This is a genomic window from Halomonas sp. BDJS001 (genome assembly GCF_026104355.1).
In the GTDB taxonomy this organism is placed as follows: domain Bacteria; phylum Pseudomonadota; class Gammaproteobacteria; order Pseudomonadales; family Halomonadaceae; genus Vreelandella.
Map to the genome: position 1 here is coordinate 4,309,986 of NZ_CP110535.1, position 12,536 is coordinate 4,322,521.

The 12,536-nt window shown below is 57.8% G+C and carries 10 protein-coding genes; 1 reads left to right on the top strand and 9 read right to left on the bottom strand.

The window, feature by feature from the left end; translation table 11 throughout:
- Positions 1-8: 8 nt before the first annotated feature.
- The 9 genes from OM794_RS20020 to OM794_RS20060 all read right to left on the bottom strand — a co-directional run bounded on the left by OM794_RS20020 (position 9) and on the right by OM794_RS20060 (position 11,181).
- Positions 9-902 (bottom strand): EamA family transporter, encoded by an 894-nt coding sequence (locus tag OM794_RS20020; RefSeq protein ID WP_265153991.1) that lies wholly within the window; start codon positions 900-902, stop codon positions 9-11.
- Positions 899-1,717, bottom strand: a complete 819-nt coding sequence (phnX, locus tag OM794_RS20025; protein WP_226246693.1) for a phosphonoacetaldehyde hydrolase — start codon at positions 1,715-1,717, stop codon at positions 899-901. The genes OM794_RS20020 and phnX overlap by 4 nt, the downstream gene beginning before the upstream one ends.
- Positions 1,717-2,865: a 2-aminoethylphosphonate--pyruvate transaminase gene (locus OM794_RS20030; protein WP_226246692.1), complete on the bottom strand. Its 1,149-nt coding sequence runs from the start codon at positions 2,863-2,865 to the stop codon at positions 1,717-1,719. Before OM794_RS20030 ends, phnX begins: the two co-directional genes overlap by 1 nt.
- 62 nt (positions 2,866-2,927) lie before the next feature.
- Entirely contained in the window at positions 2,928-4,622 is a 1,695-nt protein-coding gene (locus OM794_RS20035) for a putative 2-aminoethylphosphonate ABC transporter permease subunit (protein ID WP_226246691.1), read from the bottom strand.
- Entirely contained in the window at positions 4,619-5,743 is a 1,125-nt protein-coding gene (locus OM794_RS20040) for a putative 2-aminoethylphosphonate ABC transporter ATP-binding protein (protein WP_226246690.1), read from the bottom strand. Before OM794_RS20040 ends, OM794_RS20035 begins: the two co-directional genes overlap by 4 nt.
- A 48-nt stretch (positions 5,744-5,791) precedes the next feature.
- Entirely contained in the window at positions 5,792-6,826 is a 1,035-nt protein-coding gene (locus tag OM794_RS20045) for a putative 2-aminoethylphosphonate ABC transporter substrate-binding protein (protein WP_226246689.1), read from the bottom strand.
- A 119-nt stretch (positions 6,827-6,945) separates the two neighbouring features.
- The gene (locus tag OM794_RS20050; RefSeq protein ID WP_226246688.1) at positions 6,946-7,656 is read right to left on the bottom strand and encodes a UTRA domain-containing protein; all 711 of its coding nucleotides are present in this window, start codon (positions 7,654-7,656) and stop codon (positions 6,946-6,948) included.
- A complete protein-coding gene (locus OM794_RS20055; RefSeq protein WP_226246687.1) occupies positions 7,649-8,374 on the bottom strand; it encodes an HAD family hydrolase in 726 nt (241 codons plus the stop codon). The genes OM794_RS20050 and OM794_RS20055 overlap by 8 nt, the downstream gene beginning before the upstream one ends.
- 131 nt (positions 8,375-8,505) lie before the next feature.
- Complete coding sequence (locus OM794_RS20060) at positions 8,506-11,181, bottom strand: GGDEF domain-containing phosphodiesterase (RefSeq protein WP_226246686.1); 2,676 nt, start codon at positions 11,179-11,181, stop codon at positions 8,506-8,508.
- 197 nt (positions 11,182-11,378) lie between these two features.
- Here OM794_RS20060 and OM794_RS20065 point away from each other — a divergent pair, with 197 nt between their 5' ends.
- Positions 11,379-12,485 (top strand): HDOD domain-containing protein, encoded by a 1,107-nt coding sequence (locus OM794_RS20065; RefSeq protein WP_226246685.1) that lies wholly within the window; start codon positions 11,379-11,381, stop codon positions 12,483-12,485.
- Positions 12,486-12,536: the final 51 nt, after the last annotated feature.

Here is a 12,536-nt window from a genome sequence, read left to right on the forward strand (position 1 = left end):
TCGCTGACCTAAAGCGCCACCAGCACCAACCCCGCCAACATCACCAGCGTACCGATGGCTTTTGCCCTGGATGCGGGCTCCTTCAGCCACAGCACCCCCATTAGCACGCCCACTGGAATGGAGAGCTGGCGCAGCGCTACCACATAACTCACCTCGTCGGTAAGCGCCAAGGCGATTAATACCAGGCCGTAAGTGCTGGTCATCATCAGTCCGGTGGCGACTAGCATGGCAAGTCCCTGCTGGCGCAGTGCAGGCAGGCGGCGGCGCTCTGCCGGCAGCATTGCCAGCAGGGGTACCGCCCAGGTTAGCGTCATCAGCGCTTGCAGCACCATGAACACTGCCCCGGCGGTTAACCCACTATGTCCTGCTCCCTGCATCAGCCCCAGCGCCTGCTTATCGATTAGCGAATAGCCCACCGTGCCCGCCGCGGCCAGCAGCGCAAACCCCATGGCCGGGGTGAGATAAGTAGATAACCTGCGCGCCTCGGGGTGGCTAAGCGGCAGGCAGAGGGCCCCTGCCACCACTAGCACCATGCCTAGGCCGTCCCAGCGATCCAACACGCGGCTGCCCAAGAGCGCAATGGAGACCAGCGGCACCAGCACCACCGGCAGTGCCCGGGCGATGGGGTAAAGCACGCTGACGTCCCCCCTGGCGTAAGCCCAGGCCAGGCCGCCCATATAGAGCATTTGGCACAGTCCAGAGAGCGCCAGCCAGCCCCAGAAGGCAATGGGTAGCGCGCTCAGCGATGGCCCCAACCATAGCAGAGGAATCAGTACAGTCCCGCCCGCCCCGTAAGCCAGCGCAAAAGAGGCTAACGACGGCGCATTGCGTTTGCCCAGCACGTTCCATGCGGCGTGCATGCATACCGAGACCAGCACCAGAGCAAGCGCGGCTGGACTCAAGGACGCTCTCCCTGTTGAAGACGTGTATTGATGGTATCGACCACGCTGGGTAGCTCGGCAATGGTCTCAATGCAGTAGTGGGGTTGCGAAGGAGCGAACTGGGCAGCGACGCGCTCATGGGCCGCTTGGCGCTCTGATTGACTCAGCGATTGGTACTGTTTATGCGTCAGTCCTAGCGCATTGCCTGAGCAGGTAAGTGCCACCGTCCACATACCCGCGCTTCGCCCTTCAAGAATGCCCGGCGTGGTATCGTCGACTTTAATACAGGCAGCCACATCGCTGACGCCCAGGGCAATCACATTGGCCAGCGCCTGGGCGGGATGCGGACGGCCATTGGGTACGTCATCGGTGGCGACGACATGATCGACGTGCAGGCCGTTATCCGCCGCCAGGGCGACCACTTTTTCCATCACCACCGCCGGGTAGCCGGAGCAGGAACCGATTTTCAGCCCCTGGGCGCGCAGCGTCGTTAAGGTGTCGAGCGCACCGGGAATCACCGCCGAGTGGTCGGCAATCTTGGCGATTTGCAGGGGCATAAACCGCTCGTAAAGCGCCGTAACATCGTCATCGGAAGGCGCATGGCCGACCGCCCGAACAAAGCGTTCAGCGATCTCCGGATGATTACAGAGAGTGCGAATATGATCCCACTTACCCATACCCATGGGGCCGCGGGCTTCTTCCAGGCTAATCGCCACACCCAGCTCAGCGAACGCTTCGACAAAGATCTGGGTCGGCGCAAAGGAGCCAAAGTCGACCAGCGTGCCTGCCCAATCACAGATAACCGCTTGAAGATGTTGAGGAGTTTGATACTGCATTAGGCGCTCCCGGATTGTGAAGATAGGTCAGTTATGAGCGAGACATCCATATCCGCTAGCGCCTCTTGAATGGCGCGTAGCAGTTCGGCGATCACCGTGGTGCCTAGCTGACCAATGCAGCCGATGCGAAAGCTTTCGACCTCGGTCAGCTTGCCGGGATAGATCAAAAAACCGCGCTCCTTGAGCGCCGCATAGAAGGTATTAAATTCAAAGGCGGGGTCGGGGGGACTTAAAAAGGTCGTGATAATCGGCGATAGCCATTCGTCTTCCAGCAACGTATTGAAGCCTAGCGCCCGCATACCGTTGACCAGGGCATCGCGGTTGCGGGTATAGCGCGCGCAGCGCCCCGGCACGCCGCCCTCTTCCCGGTGCTGGGCAAGCGCCGCCTGAAAAGCCACCACAGTATGCGTGGGCGGCGTAAAGCGCCACTGGCCGGTGCGCTCCATATACGCCCACTGGTCGTGCAGATCCAGACTCAACGAGTGAGCGCGCCCCTTACCTGCCACAAGCAGCGCTTTGCGAATAATCACAAAGCCAAAGCCCGGCACGCCTTCGATGCACTTGTTGGCAGAAGAAACCAGCACATCGATGGGTGTTTTTGTGAGGCTGATGGGGATGCCGCCAAAGGAGCTCATGGCGTCGACGATGAGGGTTTTCCCATGGGTGTGCACCACGTCAGCGATGGCTTCTAACGGGTTCAAAATGCCCGAGCTGGTTTCACAGTGCACCAGAAATACCGCGGTAATCTCTAGGTCTTGCTGCAACAGTGCTGCGACTTCATCAGCTTGTGGTGGCAAATAGTCGCCTTTATCCAGCGTCACGTAGCGACGCCCCATCATGTGGAGCAACTGCGCCGCGCGCTTACCGTAGGCACCGTTCATCAGCACCAGTACTTTGCCGCTGGGATCCGCAGCGCAAGCCAGCGCACTCTCAACCGCAAAGGTGCCACTGCCCTGCATGGGCACGCAGGCGTATTCGTCGCTTGGCGCCTCGGCCATGGCAAGTAACTGGGTGCGAATGTCGACCGTTACCTGGTTAAAGCCATCATCCCAGGAGCCCCAGTCGCGCAGCATGGCGGCTTTGGTCGCGTGGGAAGTCGTCAGCGGCCCGGGAGTTAATAGATAAGGCTCTTTAATATGATCGATCATTTGGTATATACCAGATTTTTTAAACACTTTAACCGTAAGCACAACAGCAGTCTAGATGCTGCCTAGCCCGCCATGCGCCAGCGCTGGGCGTTGTTTAACAGGACGTAAGTAAGAGCAGTGTGCAGCAGCTTCACCACCAGCGAGGTAAGGAAAATCAGCACCGCCATGGCCGCCGCGCTGGCGAAGTAGCCCGCTTCATCCAGGTGCAGCACGGCCACTGAGGCCAACCGGGTGTCGCTGTTGTAGAGAAACACCACTGCGGACACCGTGGTCATCGCGTTGACGAACAGATACACCGAGATATCCAGCACCGCGGGGAGCGACACCGGCAGCGTCACGCGGCTGAACGTGATCCAGAACGGTACCTTGAGGGAGGCCCCCACCGCTTCAAACTCGGGATCGAGCTGTTTAAGCGCGGTGACCGAGGTGAGATGGCACACGGTGTAGAAGTGAATCAAGGTATTGAGCACCAGAATCATCAGCGTGCCGTATAGCCAGTTAAACGGGTTGCCCGCCTGGTTAAAAAAGAAAATATAGGCAAGCCCCAACACCATGCCGGGCACCGCCATAGGCAGCATGGCCATAAAGTGCAGCCCTTGGCGCAGCGGGCGGTAGCCTTCACTCTTTTCGATCAACCAGGCGTTAAAGAAGATCACCAACGTGCCCACTAAGGCCACGCTGAAAGCAAGCTTGAGCGAGTTAAACCAGGCTCCCCAGCCGCCGTCGGCCATGCCTTGGAAAGTGTAGTGCTCAAAGGTGATCGACAAGTTGTAGGGCCAAAACTGTATCAGCGAGGCATACACCGCGGTGCCGATCACCAACACAATGGCACCGGCCACCGCGTAGCAAAGTAGCATAAAGACCCAGTCCCGCAGCGGGCAGGGGGTCGGCTGCCACGGCACTGCTCGGGCCGAGAGCTGGGCCACCTGGCGGCGCTGTATCCAGCGGTCAACGATAAACGAGAGCACTGCGGGCAGCAGCAGAATCACGCTGACCACCGCGCCCATCTGAAAGTTCTGCTGGCCGACGACCTGACGGTAGACATCAGTGGCCAGCACGCTGAACTGACCACCGATGATTTTCGGTACACCAAAATCGGTGATCGCCAGGGTAAACACCACAAACAGGCAAGAAATCAGCCCATAACGCACGCCGGGCAATGTAATAGTCAGAAAGGTGCGCCACTTGGGTGTACCCAGCGCTTCGGCCGCTTCGTAGAGCCGTGCATCGCTGTTGGTCAGCGCGGTGGTCAGCAGCATCAGCGCGTGGGGAAATATCCAGAAGCTCATGCCCATCACAATGCCAATTGGCCCATAGATCGAGTGGCCTGCCAGCACCTCACGCAGAAATCCCTGATTACCAAACAGGTAAACAAGGCTGATCGCGGGCAGCAGCGACGGCGCCAGAATAGGGAGGATCGCCAGCATGCGAAACAGCCGTTTGCCCGGCATGCAGGTGCGGGTAATCCCGTAGGCGCATAGAAACGCCAAGCCAACCACCACACCTGTGGTCATCAGCGCCACCCGCAACGAGTTGGCAATCGAATTAACCAGCGCAGGGGTCTGAAAATAGTGAACAAAGTTAGCCAGGCCGATAAAGTCACCGGCGCGGTCTTGCAGGCTTTTCACCAGCATGGCCACCAGTGGAAACAGCAGCCCCACCACCAGCAAGGCGACCCCGGCGAGGAGTGCCAGTAAACGAATCAGCGACTCCAGGGACGGTCGGGGTAATGACATTGAGAAGGCGTTGGCGATCATTGCTGGCTGCTCCCTGCAGGGTACAGGCGGGCAGCTTCCGCGGGCAGGTGAATCGATAGCATCTGCCCCACAAACAGGCTTAGGTCACTACTATCCCGGCTGGGCACATCAGCGATGAGGGTTTGGTCAGTCTCCGCCAGGCGCAGGGAGACCCGCTGAAAGGGGCCTAAAAACTCGTTGCCGACCACTTCGCCCTTCAGCGCTCCCGCTTCACGGCTAAGCGCCACGGCTTCCGGGCGGATGGCTAACTGAGCGGCTTGGCCCACTTCCAGGGTGTGCGGCAGGCAGGCGCAAAGCATGGAGCCAACCTGTGCCCCATCGCGGCTCCGCACGGTGACGTCAAGGAAATTCATGCTGCCAATAAACGAGGCCACAAAGGCGCTGGCAGGCTGGTGGTAAATCTCGGCTGGCGTACCCACTTGTTCGATTACGCCATGGTTCATCACCACAATGCGGTCGGCCATGGTCAGCGCCTCTTCCTGGTCGTGGGTCACCATGATGGTGGTCACCCCCAGGCGCGCCTGGAGCGCTTTGATCTGACTACGCAGATGGCCGCGCACCCGGGCATCCAGCGCCGAGAGGGGCTCATCAAGTAACAGCAGCCCTGGCTCGGTGGCTAATGCCCGCGCCAGCGCCACCCGCTGCTGCTGGCCACCGGAGAGCGCCGCCGGGTACTTGTTTTCGCTACCGGTCAAGTTGACCAGGGCGAGTAGCTCGGCGACCCGCGCGTTGATACGCGCCCGGTCATCCCGGCGGTTGCGCAGCCCATAGGCGATATTGTTAAACACCGTCAGGTTGGGAAACAGCGCATAGGACTGGAAAACGATGCCGAAATCCCGCGCCTGGGTGGGCAGCCTGGAAATATCCTTGTCGCGCTGAATCAGTGTGCCCGACGTTTGCCGGGTTAGCCCTGCAATGGTACGCAGCAGAGTGGTTTTGCCGCAGCCGGAGGGGCCCAGAAAGCAGACAAACTCACCTTCGTTAATGGTCAGGGAAATACCGTCCAGCGCAGTGAAGTTTCCAAACTGCTTGGTGACGGTATCGATACGTAAGTGCGGCATCGTAGGGGTCATCACCGCTGGCGAATCAGCCGCCAGCAGCGACGTCATGGTGGTGTGCATAACATCTCCATGTCCCGGCGCTTAACCGGGGCAACTGCTGATCTGGGCTTACTGTTCGGTTTTACCGTCGTAGCGGCGCTGCCACTCGGCCAGCACGCGCTCGCGGTTCACGGCCGCCCACTTGAAGTCCGCATCGATCATGCGCTCGGTAATGTCTGTGGGATAATTGTCGATGGGCTGTGCCACGCCAGGGTAGGCCACCACCGCATAGCCTTCGTTATACAGCTCGTTGGCCTCCCGTGAAATCGACCAATCCAGCAGCGTTTGCGCCGCTTCTTGCTTGTCGGTACCGGCCACCATCGCGGAAGCTTCCATATCCCAGCCCAGGCCCTCTTCAGGGAACACTACTTCGATAGGCGCGCCCTGAGACTTCAAGCGCGCACCGCGGAACGCAAATGACACGCCTACCACGGTTTCACCGGTAGCGGCCAGGCTGCAGGGCGCGGAACCCGAATGGGTGTAGCGGGCGATATTGTTATGCAGGCGATCCATGTAGTCCCAGCCCTGCTCCTCGCCCCATAGCTGCAGCCAGCTGGCCACATCCAGATAGCCGGTGCCCGACGAGTTGGGGTTGGGCATGATCACATGGCCTTCAAATTCTGGCTGGGTCAGGTCTTCCCAAGAGGTCGGCATGGGCACGCCCTGGCGCTCGCCCTCGACCGTGTTGTAGCAGATAGCCGCTACCCAAGCGTCCATGCCCACCCACGCCGGGTCTTCGCCGTCGCGATAGGCCGCATCGACAAATTTTGGATCGAGGTTTTCAACACCGGCGGGGGCATAGCGCTCTAGCATGCCCTCCTCTTCCAGCACCAGCAGGCTGGTAGCGGCTAGGCCCCAGATCACGTCGGCCTGGGGGTTGTCTTTCTCGGCCAGTAGGCGGGCGGTAATCACACCTGTGGAGTCGCGTACCCAGTTAATCTCGATATCCGGGTGGGCCGCGTTGAAGCGTTCAGCATATTTTTGCAGGTCATCTGACTCAACGGCGGTATACACGGTTAATTCAGTGGCCTGGGCGTTTGAAACGAGTGCAACGGCTGCGGCACCGGCAAGCAAAGTGGAGGGGAATAAACGGTGTGGCATCATGAGGGCGAACTCCTGTCTAATTGGTATAGACCAGAAGTCTGCAGGCTTTAAATGACACTGCGATGACGCTTGTTTGACCGTTTTTTTAACTGATGATGACCTCGACTAGGTCGTTTCCGCTAGCGCTGACCGGATAGCTCCACGCTGATACACAGCGAATCGTGCAGCCAGTGCTCTTCATCAAACTCAATAGGGCGCTGCTGGTCGTCTAAAATGGCACGGTTAATATTTAACCCGGCTGTGCCGGGCGCAACGAATAGCTCTTCGGCATCCATTGGCGAAAGCGCTTCTGAGACCATGCGAATAGAGCGATTGGCCAGGTAGTGCCCCCAGCGCTCGCGCAACAGCCCCCAAAGCGATTGGCCGCTGTAGATATCTAGCAACTCTGGGGCGCGCTCGGGCACCACCCAAAGGGATTCCACCAGCACCGCGCGATCATCCACATAGCGGCGGCGGCGAATATGGTGAAATGGCTGGTCATCCGGCAGGCCCAGTGCCCGAGCGGCGGGCGGGTGAAGGCGGCTTTCCAGCTTCAACACGGCGGTGCGCGGCTGCCGCCCCTGGGCGCGCACATAGTCGTTAAAGCCCGCGTCACGGGTAGGGTCGTAGACTAGCCGGGCAGGGGAAATAAACCAGCCACGCCGGTTGCTGCGATGAATCAGTCCCTCCCCCTCCAACTGGGAAAGCGCTTGGCGCAGGGTCACGCGGGTGGTGGCAAAGCGTTCGGCCAATGACCGCTCGGCGGGGAGTTTGCCTTCCCACTGGGCGGCGTTTTGGTCGATCAAGATGCGGAGCTGTTCGGTTAACTGTAAATAGTAGGCATCAGACATGCGCCGATTTTCCTGGCAGAGCGTTAGACGACGGAGCGCTTGGAGGCGTCCGCCAGTCTAAGCGCCGCCACCCTTCGACGCTAGCCACCTCGGCCAGTACCGGATCTGGATTAACCGCCACTGGGCAATCCACATACTGTAGTAGCGGAAGGTCGTTGCGCGAGTCCGAGTAGAAGGTGGTGTGGCTGGGGGTAATCTGCTGCTCGGTCAGCCACTGTTTCAGGCGCAACACCTTGCCGCCACGATAGGAAAAAACCCCTTCGCTGCCGCCGGTATAACGCGCCTCTTCATTGACACCGTTCTCGACACTTAGCTCTACCGCCAACACGTGTTCAATACCCAGGGTGGTGGCAATCGGCTCGACCAGGTGACGCGACGAGGCGGAAATCAGCAGCAGGGTATCCCCCGCCTGGCGGTGTGCCTCCAGGCAGGCCCAGGCCTGCTCAAAAATACGCGGCTGCAGGTGGGTAGCGACGAAGCGCTCCACCTCTTTTTGCACATCTCTCACCCGACGCCCTCGCAGCGGCGCCAGGGTCATGGCTAGGTACTCTTCAAGCTTCAATTTACCGGCGTGATAGGCCTGGTGCATTTGCTCCGCTCGCGCCATAAAGGCTTCGGCATCGCTGATCCAACCTTGCTCTATCATCCATAAATTCCAGCGGTCGCTGCAGTCTCCATCCAAGAGGGTGTCGTCAAGATCAAACAGGGCCAGGCGCATGGGGCACTCCTTTCATCGCGGGTTGGCGGCGCGTAGGGTATGCCAAAGGTGATGACAAGACGATGACGCTGGTATCACGACGCGGTTCTTTCGAGACCCAAGCGCGATAACAGCATAGCAATAATAGAGCGCTAAGTAGTCAACCACTGCGCCGCAAACTCATCCGCCGGTAGCGGGCGGCCAAACCAGTATCCCTGGGCTTCATTACAGCCCATTTCAGCCAGTAAATTTGCTTGGTCGCGGGTTTCAACGCCTTCGGCCACGGTTTTCATCTCTAGCGCTTTTGCCATGGCGATGATGGTCTGCACGATGGCACGATCATTTTTGTTTTCGAGCATTTCGCGCACAAAGGAGATATCAATTTTCAGCGCGTCGGCGGCGAAGCGCCGTAGGTAGGAGAGCGATGAGTAGCCGGTACCAAAATCATCAATCGAGAGTGCATAGCCCGCTTGGCGCATGGTGTGGGTAATCTCAACGGCCTGATCCGGATCGCGCATAAAATCGCTTTCGGTCAGCTCAAGGGCGATAGCGCTCGGTGAAACGCCAGCGGTGAGTTGGGCGATGTGGCGGGTAAGTTCTGGGTCGGCAAACTGTTGGGCGGAAATATTGATTGATAGCCTCCCTGGTAGCCCTCCTTCAGGCTTTTCACGCCATGCCAGTAACTGCCTTGCCGACTCTTCCAGCACCCAGTCCCCCAAGGCACGTATCAAACCTCGCTCTTCTGCCAGGGGAATAAACTCACCGGGACTCACCCAGCCCCACTCGGCGTCGTACCAACGGCACAGGGCTTCTGCGCCGGTCAACCGACCACTGGCGAGATCCACCTGGGGCTGAAAGTAGAGCGCTAACTGATGTCCACTGATAGCAGCGTTGAGTCGCTCCGTCATTCGTTGGCGTCGATGCAGCGCAAGGCGCATCGTTTGGGTATAGGGGCAGATACTTTTTTCACGACGCTTAGCGTGATGTAAGGCGATGCTGGCCGCGTTAAATAGTTCGCCCGCCTCAGCCACATCCTGAGGGTAATGAGCAAAACCGATGCTGACATCAAGGTGGAAGACCCGTCGTTCCAGATAAAGCGGCGGTTTTACCGCTAAGCGTAGCTGCTCGACAAGGTGGCCTATATCATTAGGGACGGGATGAACCACCAGCAGGGCAAACTCATCACCTGACAACCGCGCCAGCGAGCCGTATGAGCGGCTAACCTGCTCTAGACGTTCAGCCACTTTCACCAGCAGTTGATCCCCCACCTGATGGCCATGAAGATCATTAACTTCTTTAAAACGGCGGATATCCAATAGCAGCAGCGAAAGCCCATGCTCGCCTTGCTGGGCCTCTTTCCACATCTGCGCTAACAACTCCATGAAACGCACGCGGTTTGGTAAACCGGTGGTGCCGTCGGTATACGCTAGCTGGTGCATGTGACGGTGGTCGCGGCGGCGCTCTAGCTCTGCCGCAGCACCGGTGGAGAGGATCTGTAGCACCGAAGTGGCGAACGCATTAGTGGTCAACGGCTGGCGGTAAAACACCATCATTACGCCAATGGCTTCGCCGTTGGCGTTATCCAAGCGCCGCCCAATCCATGCCCTTGTCGGTAGCAATGTGCCTGGCAACATCAGCGGTGGGCCATCATGCATGACCGCTTCACGCTCCAGCACTACCTGCTCGCAGGGTGAGCCTCGCAACGCAAAGGTATGCTTATCTCGCTGCACGCTTTCAACGACCATGCTGACGGTCGTTGCCTGTCCATAGACGCTATCATCGCCCTGAGGGGAGGTATGCAGCAGCGCAATAAAGCCAGCGTCAGCTTCCAGCACTTTCACCAAGGTAGCAATTAACTGCTGAAAATAACCGTCCCCCACCTGGGTAGTGACCGTAGAAGCCACTTCTACCACAGCGTTTTGCACCCGCTGCGACTCTTGTTGGTCGGTCACATCAGAGATAAAGCCTTCTAAGCAAACGATTTCACCCGCCTCATCCATAACGGCCTGGCCTTGCTCCCACATCCAGCGGTAGCCGCCGTCGCGGTGGCGAAGTTTATAGGTAACACGGTAAGGCCGCCTATTGGCAATGGCCGCCTGCACCTCATGAAAGAGCTTATTCTGATCCTCAGGATGAATCAGAGCGGCAAAACTGATCAGCCGATTACCCTGCAATTCATCAGGCCGGTAGCCCGTCAGCGTTTCGGCCCCTTGGCTCACCAGTTGCATCGTCCAGCTGCGGTCATTCAAACAGCGATAGGCCATACCCGGTAGATGATTGAGCAGGGTGTCCAAGCGGCGCTCACTTTCCCGTGCAACCTCTTCGCTTTTTCTTAATGCCTGCTCCGCCTTTTGCCTGCCCAGCTCAGCCCCCGCCTGGGCGGCGGCGATGTGGAGTATTTCATTGGCTAATTCCCCCAGTTGCATAGGGGAGTTTTTGAGCACCGCCAGCAGGCCTATCAGCGCGCCATCCGCCGCATAGAGCGCTCGCCCCAAGTAGCTCTCGGCCCCCAGTTCACAAAGCAGTTTATCGTCAGGAAAGCGCGACTGAACATCGTGCGCATAGAGGCAACACTCGCTCCCCAACGCGGTCTCGCAAGGGGTGCCAGTCAGCGAATAAGTCATATTGCCGATTAAGCCCCCATTGGACCAGACGGCCAACGTTTCAGCCTGGTGCAGTTGCGTGACATCGGCCACTAACACATGATCAACGCCTAGTATCGTTGCTAAGCGCTCCACCAGCGTTGCATAGAAGCGGGGGCTCCCGCTATTCCCTACGCCTTCTGCCAACTGACGGAATATATCGGCCGCGTCGTTCTTTGTGTGCATGGTTGCACTCACTTTTTTTAATTCTGGAGCGGCTGGAGTGCCTGCTGCTCACCTCATAAAGTATATCCAGCGACCTACAACGAATAAACCGCGCTTTTCCAACTATAACAACGTCAACACTCGCTGGGTATATGGTAAAATTAGGACATCACCTCATGATGGCTGGCGGCTACGCTATAAAGTGCGCAGGAGATAACGTGACTAAAACATCGACAAAGGATGAAGCACTGTATGTAATGCTAACGGAAGCACTGCCTGGTTTTCTAATCAGCGACTTTCTCAAGTGCCAGCGCTTACCTTCGCTCCCCTCAATCGCACTGCGCATCCTCAGGTTAACGCAATCTTCAAAAGCGACTATCAACGATGTTGCCGACACCATTGAGCATGACCCAGCGTTAACCGCTCGGTTAATATCCCTCGCCAATAGCGTTCACCACACCCGCTCCGCCAATTCGACACAAACATGCCTGGAGGCTATCCAGCGTTTAGGGCTAGATGCCACATTAACGGTGGTATTGAGCTTCAACCTTTTTCAGCACCCCAATAAAGGGCCGCAGCATACGCATATTTGGCGGCGGGCTATCATGTCTGCACTCATAGCGCGCCAGCTTGCTGAACAAGTGTGCCCTCAACAGGCAGGTAATGCGTTTACGGCAGCACTGTTACAGGATATTGGCATATTGGCGCTGAGTGCGACGTACCCTGAACAAGTAGACGAGCTCTACATCGATAGTTCGATTCCACATGCCCACCTTGTTGTGGAAGAACAGCGTTACTTTGGTTGTGACCACACTATTATAGGGGCTTGGCTAGCCGCCAAATGGGGGCTCCCGGCCACGCTGATCAACACCATACGCTTTAGTCATGGCCCCTATAAAAACGATAGGGCAAGTGATAATTCAAGCGATTGTTTGATGGAAGTGTGTGTCCGCCTATCCGGCCCCATTGCGGATGCCTGCCTATCAAGCACCCCAGAAGAGCTGCTTGCCGCCCTCTTATACGATTTGAGCACAAAAGCGGGCATACCCTCTCTCTCCTTTGAAAGCGTGCTACAAGAAGTTCAGCCTAAAATGGCGTTGATCGCTAAAACACTGATGATAGATGCCCCTGCGGCGATTGACCCTAAAGAGCTGCTTGAAAATGCTCAGCAACTCTTGCTAAACCATACGCTCGTACTCAATAGCCGGAGGGAAGCCCAATCCAAAGCACTCACGATGCTACGCAAAGGGTATAACGCCCCGGATGGATTCAACAAAGACATCACTTTCAAAAAGCTCAATAAACAACCCCGTACCAAACCTTAACTCGCTGACCAGACCATGCTTGCCATTCAGCGCTTCGGCCAGCGGTTTTTT